Below are 18,121 nucleotides of genomic sequence, written 5' to 3' on the forward strand. Positions count from 1 at the left end.
CCCATGTGCGGTACCTGCGGCTGCGTCGGCGCGAACACCACGGGTGGCGGAACGAGGCTCGTCCTGCCGCACACCCACGAGCACACCCACGAGCACGCCCACCCGGGCCACGACCACACCGGCGTGCGGGACCGTACGCCGGACGCCGAGGAGAGGGACGGCAACGGCGAGACCCTCACCCTCGAACAACGGGTCCTCGGCAAGAACGACGACCTGGCCGCCCGCAACCGCGCCTGGCTCGCGGACCGGGGCATCGTCGCCGTCAACCTGATGAGCTCGCCCGGCGCGGGCAAGACCACCCTGCTGGAACGCACCCTTCGGGACTTCGCCGGACGCCGCCCGGTCGCGGTCATCGAGGGCGACCAGGAGACCGCCCTCGACGCCGACCGGATCAGACGGGCGGGCGGCACCGTCGTCCAGATCAATACCGGCGCCGGCTGCCACCTCGACGCGGAGATGGTGCACGGCGCGCTCACCACGCTGGCCCCCGAGCCGGGCTCGCTGATCCTCGTCGAGAACGTCGGCAACCTCGTCTGCCCCGCCCTCTTCGACCTCGGCGAACGCAGCCGCGCCGTGATCATCTCGGTCACCGAGGGCACGGACAAGCCCCTGAAGTACCCGTACATGTTCGCCGCCGCCGACCTGGTCGTCATCAACAAGATCGACCTGCTCCCTTATGTCGACTTCGACGTGGCCCGCTGCGAGGAGTACGCCCGCTCGGTCAACCCGGACGTGCGCGTCCTGGCGGTGTCGGCGACGACGGGGGAGGGGATGGCCGCCTGGTACGGGTGGGTGGGGCAACCGTAGAGAAGGGGACGGCGGATTCCGCACGGGGAGGGAGCCCCCGTTGCCCGTTGCCCGTTGCCCGTTGCCCGTCGCCCGGCGGCCGAGACGGCCTCCCAACCGCCCTCGTCACCCGTATGGCCTAAACCCCGGGTGGCTCCCATACCGCTTCGACCAGGGGAATTGCCGCTCCGGTCCCCTCCCGGTGGCGTTTCCGATATGTTGCGCCACCCCTTGGGGCGCCGCCAGATGGAGTGGGAGGCAGTAGGTGTGAGAACAACTGCTCGAAGGGATCTCACGCCCTCCCGGACATCCGTTGTACGGCACTCGAAGGAGCGTGGTCGATCATGGCGGCAAGCGGGGAATACCTCGGCAGTGAGCAGATCAAGGGTTTGACGGCGTACGACCCGAACGGCGAGAAGATCGGCACTGTGGAGCAGGTCTACGTCGACGACGTGACCGGGCGTTCTGGCTGGGCCACGGTCAAGACCGGCCTGTTCGGCATGAAGGAGAGCTTCGTGCCGCTGGACGGAGCGCGCCGTACCACCGAGGGCCTGCGGGTGGCCCACTCCAAGGACATGGTCAAGGACGCCCCGCGGATCGACGCCGACCAGCATCTCGACGCCGACGAGGAGCAGCGCCTCTACACGCACTACGGCATCGCGCGCCGCAGTGGCACCACCACCGGCATGAAGGGCCGCACCGCCGGCACCGGCATGGCCGGAACGGCGGCGGGGACCGGCACGGCCGCCGGTCGCGTGCCCGCCGGAGCCGGCGCCCGCAGCCGTGACGACCAGAGCCTGATCCTCTCCGAGGAGCACCTTGAGGTCAGCACCCGCGAGGAAGAGGTCGGCCACGCCCGGCTGCGGAAGGTCGTCGTGACGGAGAACGTCACCACCACGATCCCCGTCTCCCACGAAGAGGTTCACCTGGTCCGTGAACCCATCCGCGAGGGCGACCGGGTCGCGGCGGACTTCGGCGAGGCACAGCGGGAAGTCACCCTGCACGCCGAGCGGCCGGTCATCCGCAAGGAAGCCGTCGCCGTGGAACGCGTCCGGCTGGAGACCGACAGGATCACCGAGCAGCAGGAGGTCACCGACACCGTGCGCAAGGAGAAGGCCGAGTACGACGCCCCTCCGACCGACATGCCGGGCGAGCGCGGCCGTCGTTCCGGCGGACCGGGTCGCCACTGAGGCGACGGCCGAATCGAGGACCGTCGGCCGGTCACGGACTCCCGGGAGCAGCAGCCCCGTCGAACCCGTGTCGGCAGAGTGCCGGAGTGCCCCGCACACGGAGCCCATGGCTCACTGTGCGGGGCATCCTCGTGCCGTGTCCGGGCTCACCCCGCGCTCACCGCCAGGACCGTGTTCTGGCCGCCGAACCCCATGGAGTTGCTCAGGGCCAGACCGATGCGGTGCGGTGTCCCGGTGGTGGGCAGCGCGAGATCGATCTCCGGGTCGGGCGCCGTGAGGTTGGCGGTGGGCGGCACCACCCCGTGTTCGACGGCGAGGACGGTGTAGGCGGCCTCGATCGCGCCGGCCGCGCCCAGCAGGTGCCCGGTGACTCCCTTGGTGGAGCTGACCAGCGGCCCGTGCGGCAGGACCCGGCGCAGGGTGCGGGCCTCGGCCAGGTCGTTGAGCGGGGTCGAGGTGCCGTGGGCGTTCACGTACCCGACGTCCTCGGGCCCGGCGTCCGCTTCCGCGAGGGCGCGCCGCATCGCCTGTTCGAGACCGTGCCCCTCCGGGTGGGGCGCGGTGATGTGGTGGGCGTCGGCCGTCGAACCGTGCCCGGTGATCCGGGCGCGGACGCGGGCACCGCGGGCCCGCGCGTCCGCCGTCCGCTCCAGCACCAGCAGCCCGGCACCCTCCCCGGCCACGAAACCGTCCCGTTCGGCGTCGAACGGGCGGGACGCGCCCCCGGGGTCGTCGCTCCGCCGGGACAGCGCGCCCATCCGGGCGAAGCCCGCCATGACCAGCGGCGTGATCAGCGCCTCGCTGCCGCCGGTGAGGACGACGTCGCAGCGGCCCAGCGTCAGCAGGTCGCAGGCGGTGGCGATGGCGGTGGAGCCGGACGCGCAGGCGGTCGCCACGACCAGGTTGGGTCCGGTCGCGCCGAACTCCATCGCCACCTGCCCGGCCAGCATGTTGGGCAGGTACATGGCCAGCAGCAACGGCGTCACCCGCTGCGGCTTCTGCTCCAGGAGCACGGTGTGCTGCTCCTCGAACGTCTGGGTGCCGCCGCTGGCGTTGCCCAGCACCACACCGACGCGCGCGCCGTCCCACGCGGCCGGGTCCAGCCCCGCGTCGGACACCGCCTCGGCCGCGGCGACCAGGGCGAACTGGACGAAGCGATCGAGGCGATGGGCTCGCCGCCCGCCGAGCAGGGCCTCGGGATCGAACCCCGGGACCCGGCAGGAGAACGGTACGGGCAGCTCCGCAAGGAGCGGGTCGAGCGCGGCGGCGGTGGACCGGGCCGCGCGGATCGCGGCCCAGTTCCGCTCGACGCCGACTCCGGCCGGTGTGACCAGGCCGAGGCCCGTGACCGCGAGGTCGGCGCGGGAGGTCACGCCGTGACCTGGGCGACCCGCTCGTCCACGAACCGGGCCATGTCGGCCAGGGTGGCGAGATCCTTCAGCTCGTCCTCGTGGATCTCCACCCCGAGGTCGCGTTCGAGGATGACGGTCAGCTCCACCAGCGCGAGCGAGTCGAACTCGATGTCCTTCAGGGTCGCCTCCGGGCTCACCAGGTCGGCGGGGATCTTCAGGTCGTCGACGAAGATCTTCTGGAGGGTGTCGTAAGCGGTCATGTCAGCTCCTTGGGAACGTGTGCGTGAGTGAGGGACGGGGCTCCCCGCGCGGCAACGGCCGTGCGCGGAGCGGGTGGTGGGCCAGGGACAACGCCGGTGACCGCTGAGCCACCAGCGGGGGTGGGCTACGGGACGCTGGTCAGGGACGGCCACACGAGGGTGGTCGCGCCCCAGGCGAGGCCGCCGCCGAACGCCGTCAGCAGGACCCGGTCGCCCTCGGCGAGGCGCCCTGCGGCGTTCTCCTCCGCGAGGAGGACGGGCACGGACGCGCCGGCCGTGTTGCCGACGCGCTCGATGTTGGAGGCCCGGCGTTCGGGCGGCACGCCGAGCCCGTCCGCCACCGCGCCGATGATGCGCGCGTTGGCCTGGTGGGCCACCAGCCGGTCCACGTCGGCGAGTTGCCAGCCCGCCGCCTCCGTCGCCGTACGGCAGGCGGCGGTCATGTGCCGCACGGCGTGCCGGAAGATCTCCCGCCCCTGCATCCGCAGATACGGCGGCGCGTCGGCGTCCGGCACCCGGCGCCTGGCCCCGCCGCCCGGCACCTCGGCCAGGTCGCTGCGGCCGCCGTCGCTGCCGAGGACGACCGGGCCCAGCGCGCCCGCCTCACCGGGGTCACCGGCCCGCAGCACCACGGCACCGGCGCCGTCGCCGAAGATCGCGGCGGTCGTGCGGTCACCGGGGTCGATGAGGGTGGTGAACGCCTCGGCGCCGATGAGCAGCACCCGTTCGGCGCCGCCGGTCGCGATCAGCCCCGCGGCCGTGGACAGGCCGTAGAGGAACCCGGCGCACACCGCCGAGACGTCGAAGGCGGGCACGGTACCCAGACCGAGCCGGGCGGCGACCTGGGGCGCCGTCGCCGGACACAGTTCGTCGGGGGTGGTGGTGGCCAGCACCACCGCGTCCACCCGGTCGTCGCCGGACGACTTCAGGGCCCGTCCACCCGCCTCGACGGCGAGGTCCGAGGTGGACATGCCGGGCGTCACCCGGTGCCTGCTGGCGATGCCGGTACGGCTGCGAATCCACTCGTCACTGGTGTCGAGCCTGGCCTCCAGCTCGGCGTTGGTCAGCACATCCGGCGGCAGCCAGGACCCGAGTCCGGCGAGCACGGCGGCGCGGGGAGGTCGGTAGGTCATACGAGGTGGCTCCGTGAACCTGGGGTGGCGGACACCGCCGAGGGGCGGTGCCAGTCACGGCGGTAGTGGATCAAGGGGGGTGTGTCGGCGAGCGTGACCTCTTCCAGACGGCCGACGAGGATGCTGTGGTCGCCGCCCGGCAACACCTGCCGGCGCACACAGGCGAACCGCGCCGACGCGTCCGCGAGACCGGGCAGCCCCCGCTCCAGCGGCACCAGCCCGGCCTCGGCCCGCGCCCGGTGGTGCGAGGCGAACTCCCGTGCCGTGGAGGCCTGTTCGTGACCGAGGACGTTGACGAGGAACCGGTCGGCGGAGGCGAACACCTCGTGCGCGCTGCCGGTCCGGTTCACGCACACCAGCAGCAACGGCGGATCGGCGGACAGGCTGCACACCGCGCTCGCGGTGAACGCCCGCGCCCGTCCCGCCTCGTCCCGGGTGGTCACCACGGTGACCGGCGCGGCCAGGCGGGCCATCGCCTCCCGGAACGCCTCCGTGGTCAGCGGGAGCTGCGGGGCGGGCGCCCCGTCGCCGAGCAGGGCGCCGCCGATCCGCGCGGTGAGGGTGCGGGTGTGGCTGTCGAGGAAGAAGTGCCCCGCGCCCGCGAGCCGGAGGTGGCTGACCGGGCCGGTGGTGAGGTCGGCCCACAGGTCGACGTCGGCCTCCGAGGTGACCGGGTCCTCGCTTCCCGTCACCACCGTCACCGGACAGGTGAGCCGGGGCAGCGGACCCGGGTGGCGGTACTGGGCGTACAGCTCGTAGTCACGGCGGATACGGCCGGCGAAGTACGCGACCGCGTCCGCGTCCCGCAGCAACTCCTCCGGCACCCCACCGGTCGCCGCGAGGGCGCCGAGGAACGCCAGGTCCGGATAGGTGTGGATGACCGGCCTGCCGTCCGAGCCGTACCCGCGCTGCGGAGGCCTGCTCGCCGACACGAACAGATGCCGGGGCGGCCGGTGTCCCCGTGCCACGAGCAGCCGGACCGCCTCGTAGGCGAACAGCCCGCCGAGACTGTGCCCGTAGAGCGCGTACGGACCGTCCGGGGCGTCGCGGGCGATCCGCGCGGCGATGTCCTCGACCGCCTGCGTGAACGTCTCGTGCGCCGGCTCCCGGTACCGGCCGTCCCGCCCCGGCAGCTCCAGGGCGACGGCGTCGATGCCGGGCGGCAGGGCGGCCAGCAGGCCCTGGAAGGCCCGCGCCGAGCCGCCCGCGAAGGGGACGCAGAAGAGTTTCACGGGCTGCTCCTTCACCGCGGTGGCCGCGGCCGACGGACGGTCCGCGACCGGCGCGGGGGCGAACGAGACGGGCAGGCTGCTGTAGCCGTTGAGGAAGGTGGAGTAGACGCGGCTGCCCTGGCCGGTGAGCCGGATGTCCGGCACGTGGTCGCGCACGGCGGCGAGGACCGCCCTGATCTCCATGCGGCCCAGGTGCGCGCCGACACAGAAGTGCGGACCGGAACCGAAGGACAGATGCCGGTTGGGTGTCCGGCCGAGGTCGAACACGTCCGGGTCGGGGAAGACGTTCTCGTCCCGGTTGGCGGAGGACAGCCAGAGGGTGACCAGCTCACCGGCGCGGATCTGCCGGCCGTGCAGCACGGTGTCCCGCCGCGCCTGCCGGGCCGCGTGCATCGCGGGGGTCGCCCAGCGCAACGCCTCCTCGGTGGCGGCGGCGAGATCGACGTCCCCGTTCTTGAACGCCCGCCACTGCGCCGGGTGCCCGGCCAGCGCGCGCACCGCGTCGATCATGGTGAGCCGGGCGGTCTCGTCGCCGCCGAGCAGCAGGCTGTAGCAGTTGAGGGCGACATCCTCGTCCGTGAGCACCTCGCCCTGCACCTCGCCCGCGACCAGCGCGCTGACGGCGTCCTCACCGGGACGGGCCCGCCGGGTACGGGCCAGGTCCTGGAAGTAGCGGACGATCTCACTGCGGGCGAGCCGCGCTTGCAGGTCCGACTGGTCGGGTTCCTCGAAGCCCAGCGACTTCTTGGCCACGTCGAGCAGGAAGGCCCGGTCGCCGGCCGGCACATCGAGCAGGTCACAGATGGTGTGCAACGGGATCTGCTCGGCGACCTCGGTGGCGAAGTCACAGCTGCCACCGGCCACCGCCCGCCGCACCAGCTCACGCGCGTTGCCCTCGACCCGGGGCTGGATGCGCCGCAGCGCGCGCGGCGTGAACGACACGTTCATCACCGCGCGCAGCGCCGGATGGCGAGGCGCGTCGGTGACGGGCAGCATCCGCCCCGAGCCGGTGTCACCGCCCGCGAGGACGGCTGCCAGCACATTGCCCCGCGCCGAGCCGAACCCGTCGGTGTCCCGGAGCAGACGCTGCACGTCCTGGTACCGGGAGACCACCCAGAACCCGGGGCGCCCGGCGGCCGGGGCCTGCCAGTGCACGGGGTCGTCGCGGCGCAGATCGCGCCAGAACGAGGTGAGGTCGTGGTCGGTGAAGGTGGCGGGGTCGCAGAGGTCGAACGTCATCGGGTGCCTCCCGCGGTGGACAGCGGGGCGGGGCCCGCCGCACGGGGGTGCGGCGGGAGGGGCGCGTCGAGGTCACGGGCCGCCTCGACGAGGAGCGCCCCGTACCGGTCGAGCCAGCGCTGCCGGGTCCGGGCGCTCGCGAGGGCGCCCGCGATCTCGAAGCCGCCGCTGACCCGTCCGGCGTCCTTGCGCATGATCATGCCGATCCCGGCACGGGCCCCGGGCAGCGGGCACTCCTCCCACAGCACGAGTCCGTCCCCGAGGTCGACGCCGAGGCGCATCTCCGGCAGGTGGGTGACCACCAGCTGCGGGAAGTCCGCGGCGCCACCGGGTGCCCACCGCTCCCGCAGCGCCTCCAGGGACAGCAGCGGATACGCCATGGCCTCCCCGAGGTCGTCCAGCGCCCGGCGCGCGAGGTCCGCCCAGCTGTCCCCGGCCAGCGCGCGCAGCCGCACCGGGACGTGCCGGCGCACCAGGCCCACCGTCTCCGCGAACTCCGGCACCCGGCAGGCGGCGGACACCGCGAGGACGTAGTCGCTCGCGCCGGTGACCTCCGTCATCAGGACGTTCAGGGCGGCCAGCATCACCGCGAACTCGCTCAGCCGGGCCCGCCGGACCGCCTCCGTGAACAGCGCGCTGTCCGCGTCGTCGAGGGTGAGGAAGCTGACGTTGTCGGTGGATTCCGGGTCCGCGTCGGGGTCTTCGGGGAACGTCAACACCGCGCAGGCCGTGCCCAGGTGGGCGGCACGGGTCTCCACCGCCTCGTCCAACTCCGTCTCGATCCACCGGCGTTCCTGCTCCAGGAACCCCGAGTAGGGCTGGGCGGGCGGGAGTTCACCCGGCTCGCCCTTCAGCCGGGCGCGGTAGCGGGCGCCGAGTTCGTCGCCGAGGATCTCCAACGTGACGCCGTCCGCGATCAGATGATGGAACGCGAGCGCCAAAACATCGTCGGCCCGGCCGTCCCGCTCGTGCCGCAGCACCCCGAGCCGCAGCAGCGGCGGCCGCGTCAGATCCAGGGGCTCACCCGCGAACCGCAGGCAACGGGCGTGAATCCCCTGCTCGTTGGACAGTTCCGCCGGGTCCGCGTCGAGGATCTCCACGCGGGCGGACGCCGAGGGGTGGACGCTCATGCCGAGGCCGCCGTCCTCCCCCTCGGCGAACCCGGCACGCAGCGACTCGTGCCGGGCCACCACGTCGTCCATCGCCGCCCGCAGGACGTCCACGTCGATGCGGGCGCCGGTGTGCGCGGAGAAGGAGTTGATCCACACCTCGGGCCGCGACACCGTCCGCATCGACCGCCACATCCGCAGATGCTCCGCCCCCGCAGGCACCACCGTCACCCCCTGGGCCGACGCGGTGAGGCGGCGCAGCAACTCCGGCCGCTGCGCCCGGAGTTCATCAAGCACCCCTGTGGGCAAGGCAGTTGACGGACCATCATAGTGCACGGCCCCGTCCCGTGCCCACAGGCGTACCCCGGCCGACTCCAGCTCGGCCAGCAGCGATCCCAGGTCCCTGGTCACAGCTGCCCCCGGACCCGGTCCGACCCGGCGGCGGCCCGACGGGCGGACACGGCGGCCGTGGTGCCGTCGAGCGTGGGCGCGTCGAAGAACTCCGAGAGGCTCAGCCGCACCCCGAGCTTCCGCTCGATCCGGCCCAACAACTTGATCACCGACAGGGAATGCCCGCCGAGGTCGAAGAACGAGGCGTCCGACGGCAGTTCGTCCATACCGAGGACACCGCTCCACTCGGCCCGCACCGTCTGAGCCACCGTGTCCCTCTCCGCGATCTCGTCCGTCTCCGGGGCCTTCGACGGCCCGGCGACGGCGGCCGGTTCGGGACGGCGCAGCCGCTTGCCGTTGATGTCGGTGGGCAGCCGATCCGTCAGCGTCCACTGCTCCGGCACCATCGGCCGGGGCAACGCCGCCGCCAACTGCTGCCGCCAGCGCACGACATGGGCGTTCTCGTCGGCCACGGGACCGTCCGGACGCACCCACGCCGTCAGCCGACCCTGCCCGGTGGCGGGGTCCACGCTGCCGAGGACCAGCGCCTCCGCGACACCCGGCAGCGCACCCACCGCGCGGGACACCTCGGCGGGCTCCACCCGCACCCCCCGGATCTGCACCTGGTCGTCACTGCGGCCCACGAACTCCAGCAGCCCGTCCCCCCGCCACCGCACCAGATCACCGGTGCGATACCAACGGCACCCGTCCTCGTCCGTGCTGAACCGCTCGGCGGTGAGGCTGTCGGAGCCGTGGTAGCCGCGGGCCACCTGCTCGCCCCCGACCGACAGCTCACCGGTGACCCCGGGCGGCAGCAGCCGACCCGCCGCGTCCAGCACGCGCACCCGCACCCCCGGCACCGGCCTGCCGATCGGCGGCGTTCCAGGACCCTCCGGCGCGATCGCACCCCACGTGCAGAACACCGTCGCCTCGGTCGGCCCGTACACATTGAACGCCGTGAACGGCGCCCCGGGACGCGGCCGGCCGACCACCTGCTCACCCCCGGTGTGCAGCACCCGCAAGGCCGCGTCGGCCGGCCAGGACCGTGCCAGCACACCCTCGCCGATCGGCGTCGGCAGATTCGTCACCGTGATGCCCCGCTCCACGAACCACCGGGTCAGGGCGTCCGGATCGAGCCGCACCTCGTCGGGCACCGCGTACAGCCGGGCCCCCGACGCCAGCGCCGGCCACATCTCCACATGCCCGAAGTCGAACCCGGGACTGGAGTACCAGGACAACCGGTCGTCGGCCGTCACCGGCACCTCGGACAGATACCAGGACAGCGTCGCCGCCATGTTGCCGTGCTCCACGGCCACGCCCTTGGGCCGACCGGTCGACCCCGACGTGTAGAGGACGTACAGCAGATCCGTGCCCACGGGCGTGGGCAGACCGGCCAGTTCGGTGGGTCCCGCGGTCAGATCCACCCGCACGCGCGGCACCTCCGGGATCTCGTCGGCCACCGGATGCGCCGAGTCCTCGCAGATCAACGCCTTCGGGCGGGCGTCGGCCAGCATCGCCGACAGCCGGGGCAGAGGCTGCGCGAGGTCGAGCGGAAGATACGCGGCACCGCTGGTGACGATGCCGATCAGCGCCGCGAGGAACTCCGCGCCCTTGGGCAGCGCCGTCGCCACGATGTCACCACGGCCCACCCCGGCCGCCATCAACCGCGCGGTGACGGCATCGGCGGCACGACGCACCTGGGACCGCGTCCACTCCCGGCCGTCGGCATCGACGAGCGCGACCTCGTCCGTGTCGTCCGGACGGATGCCCGTCAACACCGGCGGATGCGCCGCCGCCGGGGCACTGGTCTCCCACGCCCGCACCTCCGCCTCGTCCCGCCCGGTCACCAGCGGCAGATCACCGACCGTCTCGACCCCGCCGCCGGCGATGGCCGTGAGCACCAGATGCAGCTGCTCCACCAGCCGCCGCACGGTCGCCTCGTCGTACAGCTCGACGTCGTACTTGACCTTCAGATTCAGCCCGTCCGGGTCCTTGGTGACCAACAGCATCAGCTCCAACGGCGCCGAGTCCCCGGCACTCGCGATCGGCTCGGCCCGCAACCCGGGCAGGTCGATCCCGGGCAGCGCCTCGTTGTCGAAGTCGATCGACACCGGCACCAGCGGCCGGGGCGCGCCCGGCTCCGGGTTGATCTCGGCGATCAGCCCGTCCAGCCGCACATCGGCACGCTCACCCGCGTCCAGCAGGGTGTTGCGGCAGGTGCGGACCGCGTCGGCCAGCGCCGTGTCGTCGGTCAGCGCACACCGCAACGGCAGCAGCGACACGAAGAACCCGACGATGTCCTGGGCCTGCGGATCACGCTGCCCGAACGTCGTCGCGAGAATGAACTCGTCCTGCCCCGAGAACCGCCGCAACACCGTCTGCCACCCGGTGAAGAGGGTCGCGAAGAGAGTCACCCGGTTACGGCTGCTCCACGACTGGAGCCTGCCGGTCGCCGCGCTGTCGAAACGCACCGCGACCGCCGCACCCCGGCCCTGCACGACCCGGGTGCGCGGCCGGTCGGTGGGCAGCCGCAGCACCGGCGGCGCCGACCCGAGGTGACCGCGCCACCAGGCGAGGTCGTCGGGCCGCTCCACCGTCGCCGGCACCGTGAGGCTGGTCCCCGCCGGACCCTCGAACGCCGGGGCGCGGCCCGCGAGTTCGGCCCGGTAGACCTCCTGGAGATCCTTGGTGATCAGGTCGGCCGAGTGGCTGTCGATGACGATGTGATGCATGCCGATGACGAGGAGATGGTCGTCCGCCCCGAGCTGGACGAGACGCGCCCCGAACAGCGGGCCGTTCGCCAGGTCGTAGAGGCGTTCGTTCTCGACCCGCAGCGCGGCGCGGACCGCCTCCTCGGGCGTCTGGTCCCGGGCATCGGTCAGCGGCAGGCCGATCGGAGCCGGAGCCTTCACGACCTGACGCAATGTCTCGCCGGTCTCGTCGTCCTCGTCGCACCGGAAGACGGTCCGCAGCCCGTCGTGCCGGTCGACCACCGTCTGCACGGCCACCCGCATCGCGTCCCGGTCCAACACCCCGTGCAGCCGCACGGCCTGCAACTCGTTGTAGGCGGTACCCCCCGCCAACTGCGACGCGAGCCACAGCCTGCGCTGCGCCGCCGTCGCGGGCCCACTGCGCTCCACCGGAGCGAGGGAAGCGGCGGCAACGTCGGTCACGGGGGCGGTGGTTGAGGGGGTGACGGTGGGGGAGGTGACGTCGTCCACCGGGTCGGGCAGCACGTTGTGAACGGCGTCATGGACCGCGTCGATCACCTCGTGGAGGCGGTCCGGGGCGGCCGGGGCGGCGGGGGAGCGGAGGGTGACCCGGGCGGGCTCGGGGCTCACGGCCGGCCCGGCGTCGGCGTCGGCGTCGGGGTCGGGGTGGTGGCGACGGCGCAGGGCGTCCAAGTGGGTGAGCCCGGTGCGCAGTTGATCCGGCGTCACCCCGAAGTCGACCAGGGCCGCTATCTCGTCGACGCCCGCCGCACGCACCGCGGCCACCACCTCGGCGCAACTGTCGGGCGTCCCGATCAGGGCACGTTGGTCGCAGTACCGCTGGTAGGCGCGGCGGAACACGAAGTCGAGGTCGTCCTCGCTGGTCGCGTCGACGTCGATGGTCAGCCCGAGACTGTTGGCGACCTGCCCGGACAGGGCGAGCGACGACCGCATGTAGCGGGCCAGCGGATCGAGCGCCTCGGCACGGGCCGTGTCCAGGTCGGCGCCCAGATAGGTGTGCATCAGCACCGTGACGCGTCCGGCGTCGGGATCGAGACCGTGCCTCTCCCGCGTCGCCCGGTAGTGCGCGACGTTGTCCGCCAACTGCTCGACCGACTGGGCCATCAGATTGGTGAGGATGCCCAGTCCGCTCCGGGCGGCCTCCTCGTACGACTCCCGGCGCCCGACCACCGCCATGGACAACGGCGGCTCCTGCTGGAGGGGGCGCGGGAAGAGCCGCACCTCGACCTCACGGCCGTCACCGGAACGCCGTTGCAGCGCCTCACCGCGCCACAGCGCACGGATCTGCGCCAGATGGTCACGGGTCACTTCCTTGTGGCGGCCGAAGGAGTCCGGGTAGAACACGAAGTCCCGCGAGTTCCAGCCGCTCGCGCAGCCGAGACCGACCCGCCCGCCGGAGAGGTTGTCGACCATCGCCCACTCCTCGGCGACCCGGATGGGATCGTGCAACGGCAGCACCACGGAACCGGAGTTGATCCGAATCCGCTCCGTCTCCCGGGCCACCGCCGCGCCCAGGACGGCCGGGTTGGGGAAGAGACCGCCGAAGGAGTGGAAGTGCCGCTCGGGCAGCCACACCGCATGGAAACCGTGCGCGTCCGCGTACCGGGCCGCGTCGATCAGCACCCCGTACGGATCGGCCTTCGGCGCCGGGGCGTCCGACGCGGCAGGGGTCTCCGACGCGGCGGGGGCGTCCTGGGGGTAGTCGCCGAAGAAGGACAGGCTGAACTCCGGTGCCGGCCGCTCCACCTGGGCCACCGGGCGCGCCGCCCTGGCCACCGCCGGGGCCTTCGGCGGAGTCCTGCGCGGGAAGAACCCCGCCTGCCGCAGCTCGCGCAGCGACTCCGTCACCGTGTCGGCGATGAAATCGAGGTCACCGTCGGTGTGCGCGGTGGACAGGAAGAACGCCCGCCACTCCCACACATACAGCCCCTTGAGCACCATGTGGTGGTAGAGGAGATCCATGTCGGCCTGGTGCTCGAACTTGAACATCGAGCCGAAATGCTTCATCCGGAGGGGGAACTCCTCCTCCTCGAAGAAACCGTTGAGCCGCGCCGCCAACTGATCGGTCCGCGCGTTCAGCCGGTCCTGGAGCACCGGGCTGTGGTCCTTGAGATGGGTGAGCACCGCCTTGGCCGCGGTCATCGCCAGCGGATGCTGGATGTAGGTGCCGCCGAAGAACGTCGTGTCGGCGCCGGGACCGCTGTCGTCGCCGTACTGCCAGAACCCGCCGTCGATGCCGTCCATGATGTCCGCGCGGCCCGCGATCGCACCGATCGGATAGCCGCCCCCGATGGCCTTGCCGTAGGTCGCCAGGTCGGGCTGGACCCCGTAGTGCCCCTGTGCCCCACGCGGATGCGGCCGGAACCCCGTGAGCATCTCGTCGAAGAACAGGACGCTCCCGTGCCGCCGGGTGATCTCCCGCAGCCTGCGCACGAACTCCACGGGACGCAGCCCCGGATTACGGCTCTGCACCGGCTCGACGATGACCGCGGCGACCGTGTCACCGAGCGCGTCGATGGCGTCCAGGCTCGCCGGATCACCGAAGTTCAGCACGATCAGATCGTCCACCGCGCCCTGCGGAATCCCGTGCGAGACCGGCAACGTACGGTGCCCGGAACCCCCACCGACCGCCCGCCCCAGAACGTTGTCGGCGTGCCCGTGGTACGCGCCCTGGAACGAGACGATCGTGCTGCGCCCCGTCGCCGCCCGCGCCAGCCGGATCGCCGCCGAGTTCGCCTCCGTACCGGAGTTGGCGAACGCCACCCGCTCCAGACCGGTCAGCCCGGCGAGCAACTCCGCGGCCTCACCGGTCTCCACACTGCGCGGGCCCAGCCGGATACCCCGGCCGAGATGCTCACGCACCGCCTCCGTCACGAACTCCGGCTCATGACCGAACAACAGGATGCCGAAACCCATCGTGATGTCGACATAGCGATTGCCGTCGATGTCCTCAAGCCACGACCCGGAAGCCCTGCGCGCGGCCAGCGGATACTGCATCTCCTTGCTGCTCCTGCGGAACCCGACGGCCGCCCGACTGTCCGCCAGCACCCGGCGATACCGCTGGGTCAACTCCTTCGACGAACGAGTCTTGTGCGTGTACCGCTCCACCAGGTCGGCCACATGAGCCCGCTGCGTCTCACTCGTCGAACCCGCCGCCATCCCGGACCCGGTCGACACGGCCACCCGGGGCCCCATCACGACCGGAGCGGGAGCGGGAGCGGGGACCGCGGACTCCGAGGGCGGCACCGCGGGCTCCGTGGACGCGGCGAGGAGCGCCAGCTGACGGGCGAGCCGGTCCACCGCCGACCCGGAATCCGCCGCCCCCGGGTCCGTTCCGCCGCCGGGCGTCTGCCGCGTGGGGATCGTCATGCGCCCGCCCCCTTCTGACCGGCGAGCTGCGTGAGCTGAGCGAGCTGCGCCAGAATCGCCAACTGCCCCTCAGCGATCACCTGCACCTGCCTGGCCAGCAACGCCACCGCCTCCTGATCAGCGAAAACCGGCTCCGCAACGGCGGCCACGGCCACCGGCACCACCTCCGGCACCGGGGGCGGGGTCACCGGCGACACCGCCGCGACCTCCGGCACCGGGGGCGGGGTCACCGGCGACGCCACCGGGGCCACCGGCACGCTCGCCGGCACGCCGTTCGCCTGAGCAGCCGTCCCCCCGGCCGACAAGGTGTCCGCCGGACCCACCCGGTCCGCCACCCGGCCCGCCAGCAGCTCCGGAGTGGACACCTCCTCGAACAACTCCCGCATCGTCACCCGGACCCCGAAGCCCTCCTCCAACTCCCGCAGCAGGCTGACCATCTGGAACGAGTCCGCGCCCAGATCCACGAACGCGCGGTCCGGCAGCACATCGGACTCCGTGCAGCCCAGATGCCGTGCGGTCAGTTCGGTCACACGGTCGAGCGCCAGCTGTGTCATGTCGTTCTCCTTGCTCGGTACATGGTTCTGCGAGAGGGCGGCGTCCGAGGGGACCACCGCCTCCGGGTCCCGGGCGGTGGGCACCACCAACTCCGGCCCCGACCAGTGCCGGACGCGCTGGAACGGGTAGCGGGGCAACGGAATCCGGCGCCCCCCGGTCTCCTCCAGGAGCCGCGGCAGCGCGACGGGCAACCCCCGGCAGTACAGGGCCGCGACCGCCGCCCACAGGGTCCGCAACTCGGTACCCCGACGGTGCGTCACCACCGCTTCGATCTCCGGCAGCGCCCGCCGGAACATCCCGGCGAGCGCACTGCCGGGCCCGACGTCGACCACCGTGGTATGTCCCTCACCGGCCAACCGCCCCATCACGGCGTCGAACCGCACGGGCTCTCTGGCCTGCCGCAGCAGATAATCGGCATCCGCCACCCACCCCACCCCGCGCAGCCCACCGTCCACCCCACTGACGAACGGCACACGCACCGGCAGAAAAGCCACCGACGCGAACACCTCCCGCAACTCAGGCAGAACGACGTCCAGCGCGCTCGTGTGGAAAGCCCGGTCCACCGGCAGCCGCCGCACGGTCACCCCGTCGGCCTCCAACAGCCGGCACGCCGTATCGACGGCGTCCGACGGACCGGCCAGGACATGACTCCCGGGCCCGTTGACGGCGGCCAGCTCCAGCCCCGGGACACCGTCGAGCACCCGGTCGGTGCGGGCACGGTCCGCGAGCACGGCCACCATCCCGCCGCCCGGCGTGCGCCGCGCCATCAACCGGCCGCGCACCGTGGTCAGCCGCACCCCGTCGGCCAGCGAGAACGCACCGGCCGCGCACAGCGCCGCGTACTCACCCACACTGTGCGCCGCCGTCACCGCCGCCTCGACACCGAAGTGCTCCCACAGCCGGGCCAACGCCATCTGGAAAGCGAACAGAGCCGGTTGAGCCGTCTCCGTCCCCCAGACCGCGCCCCCGCCGCCCGGCTCCCGGTCGAGCAGCGGCAGCAGCACGGACGTGCCGCCCGCCTCCTTGTGGAGACGCTCGCACGCGTCGAGCACCGCACGCACGACCGGAAAACGGTCATACAACGCCCGCGCCATCCCCGGATACGGACTGCCCTGACCGCCGAAGACCAGCGCGGGACCCTGCCGAGCGCGCACGGCCTCCCCGGTCACGAACGGCGCCCGAGCGACGCCGGAATCCGCCCGGCACAGGAACGCGTCCAGAGAATCGGCCAGTTCACCCGGGCTGTCCCCGAGCGCGACCAACCGATGCCGCAGATGACGCCGGCCCGCGGCCGCCGTGGTGACCACATCCCGGGTGTCGAGCCGCTCCGAGCCGCAGCGCAGACGGTCACGCCAGGCACGGGCCGACTCCTCCAGGGCCGTGCCGTCCCGCCCGGACAGCGTGAGCAGCCCGGGAGACGGCACGGTCGCCGCCCGCGCCACCGACTCCGGCGCCTCCTCCAGCACCAGGTGCACATTGGTGCCCCCCACGGCCAGCGCATGCACGCCCGCCCGCCGAGGCTCGCCGCCCCGAGGCCACGGCCGGGCCGTATCGGGCAGATAGAACGGGCTCGCGTCCAGGTCGAGCAGCGGATTCGGGCGGGTGAAATTGGCCAACGGCGGAATGACACCGCGCTTGAGCACCAGCACCGCCTTGACCAGCCCCGCCAGCCCCGCACAGACGTCGAGATGACCGACCGTGGACTTGACCGCGCCGAGGGCACAGAACCCGGACGCGTCCGTATGACGCCGGTACGCCGACGACAGGCCCTCGAACTCGATCGGGTCACCCTTGTAGGTGCCGGTGCCATGAGCCTCCAGATACCCGACGCTCTCCGCGCCGACCCCGGCCCGCTCCAGGGCCCGCAGCACGGCATCGCGCTGGCCTACGGCGCTGGGCGCCAGGTAACTGTCCTTGCGCGCACCGTCGTTGGTGACCCCGATGCCCCGGATCACCGCGTGGACGCTGTCGCCGTCGGCCACCGCCCGGTCCAGCCGCTTGAGCAGCACGGCCGCCACCCCGCTGCCCCCCACCGTGCCGTCCGCGTCCGCGTCGAACGCACGGCACACCCCACGGGCGGACAGCACCGAGCCGTTGATCCGCCGGTACCCGGTGACCTGCGGCAGCATCACCGCCGAGGCACCGGCCAGCGCCAGGTCCGCGTCCCCCGACAGGACCGCCTGACACGCCTGATGGACAGCGACCAGACCGCTGGAACAGGCCGTCTGCACCGAGACCGCAGGACCCGTCAGATCGAGCAGATAGGCGACGCGCGTGGCGAGAAAGTCGGCCGAGGTACCGAGCGCGGGACGCGCCGCCGACGCCCAGTCCCGCCCGTCCCAGCCGTCCACGGCAAGGTTGTTGAGGAGATAACTCTTGAGCGGGTACAGCTGATAACCGGCGCTCGCGAAGACACCGATCCGCGCGTCCTGGGCACCGGCGTAACCACCGTCCTCCAACGCGTGCTGCGCGCACTCCAGGAACAGCCGCTGCTGCGGGTCCATCGACGCCGCCTCACGCCCGTTGATCGTGAAGAACGCGGCATCAAAACGAGAGACGTCGCCCAACGTGCCCGTCGCCGCGACGAACTCCTTCGACCGCCGCACCTCGGGCGTGACCCCGGCCGCGTCCAGTTCCTCGTCGGTGAACCGGCGCACGGCCGACCGGCCGGACCGCACCAGGTCCCAGAACGCGTCCTCCGAGTCGGCCCCCGGGAACCGGAACGCCATGCCGATGACCGCGATGGGCTCGGCGGGGAGCTGCTTGGCCACGTC

General features: G+C 72.7%; 9 protein-coding genes. 2 read left to right on the forward strand and 7 right to left on the reverse strand.

The window, feature by feature from the left end:
- Positions 1 to 3: 3 nt before the first annotated feature.
- A complete protein-coding gene (gene hypB, locus ACIQOU_RS00550; protein ID WP_401532635.1) occupies positions 4 to 807 on the forward strand; it encodes a hydrogenase nickel incorporation protein HypB in 804 nt (267 codons plus the stop codon).
- Positions 808 to 1,130: 323 nt separating this feature from the next.
- Positions 1,131 to 1,976, forward strand: a complete 846-nt coding sequence (locus tag ACIQOU_RS00555; RefSeq protein ID WP_401532636.1) for a DUF2382 domain-containing protein — start codon at positions 1,131 to 1,133, stop codon at positions 1,974 to 1,976.
- 146 nt (positions 1,977 to 2,122) lie between these two features.
- Here ACIQOU_RS00555 and ACIQOU_RS00560 read toward each other — a convergent pair whose 3' ends face one another.
- The 7 genes from ACIQOU_RS00560 to ACIQOU_RS00590 form a co-directional block, all read right to left on the reverse strand.
- Positions 2,123 to 3,349 carry a beta-ketoacyl-[acyl-carrier-protein] synthase family protein gene (locus tag ACIQOU_RS00560; RefSeq protein ID WP_401532637.1) on the reverse strand — a complete coding sequence of 409 codons (1,227 nt, stop codon included), beginning with the start codon at positions 3,347 to 3,349 and terminating at the stop codon, positions 2,123 to 2,125.
- Positions 3,346 to 3,588 (reverse strand): acyl carrier protein, encoded by a 243-nt coding sequence (locus tag ACIQOU_RS00565; protein WP_401532638.1) that lies wholly within the window; start codon positions 3,586 to 3,588, stop codon positions 3,346 to 3,348. The genes ACIQOU_RS00560 and ACIQOU_RS00565 overlap by 4 nt, the downstream gene beginning before the upstream one ends.
- 125 nt (positions 3,589 to 3,713) lie before the next feature.
- The gene (locus ACIQOU_RS00570; RefSeq protein ID WP_401532639.1) at positions 3,714 to 4,721 is read right to left on the reverse strand and encodes a beta-ketoacyl-ACP synthase III; all 1,008 of its coding nucleotides are present in this window, start codon (positions 4,719 to 4,721) and stop codon (positions 3,714 to 3,716) included.
- The gene (locus tag ACIQOU_RS00575) at positions 4,718 to 7,192 is read right to left on the reverse strand and encodes a cytochrome P450 (RefSeq protein ID WP_401532640.1); all 2,475 of its coding nucleotides are present in this window, start codon (positions 7,190 to 7,192) and stop codon (positions 4,718 to 4,720) included. Before ACIQOU_RS00575 ends, ACIQOU_RS00570 begins: the two co-directional genes overlap by 4 nt.
- Complete coding sequence (locus ACIQOU_RS00580) at positions 7,189 to 8,712, reverse strand: condensation domain-containing protein (protein WP_401532641.1); 1,524 nt, start codon at positions 8,710 to 8,712, stop codon at positions 7,189 to 7,191. The genes ACIQOU_RS00575 and ACIQOU_RS00580 overlap by 4 nt, the downstream gene beginning before the upstream one ends.
- Positions 8,709 to 14,792, reverse strand: a complete 6,084-nt coding sequence (locus ACIQOU_RS00585; protein ID WP_401532643.1) for a MupA/Atu3671 family FMN-dependent luciferase-like monooxygenase — start codon at positions 14,790 to 14,792, stop codon at positions 8,709 to 8,711. The genes ACIQOU_RS00580 and ACIQOU_RS00585 overlap by 4 nt, the downstream gene beginning before the upstream one ends.
- Positions 14,789 to 18,118 (reverse strand): type I polyketide synthase, encoded by a 3,330-nt coding sequence (locus ACIQOU_RS00590; RefSeq protein WP_401532644.1) that lies wholly within the window; start codon positions 18,116 to 18,118, stop codon positions 14,789 to 14,791. The genes ACIQOU_RS00585 and ACIQOU_RS00590 overlap by 4 nt, the downstream gene beginning before the upstream one ends.
- Between the last annotated feature and the right edge of the window lie 3 nt (positions 18,119 to 18,121).

It is taken from the genome of Streptomyces sp. NPDC091279, assembly GCF_044757465.1.
Lineage (GTDB): Bacteria > Actinomycetota > Actinomycetes > Streptomycetales > Streptomycetaceae > Streptomyces.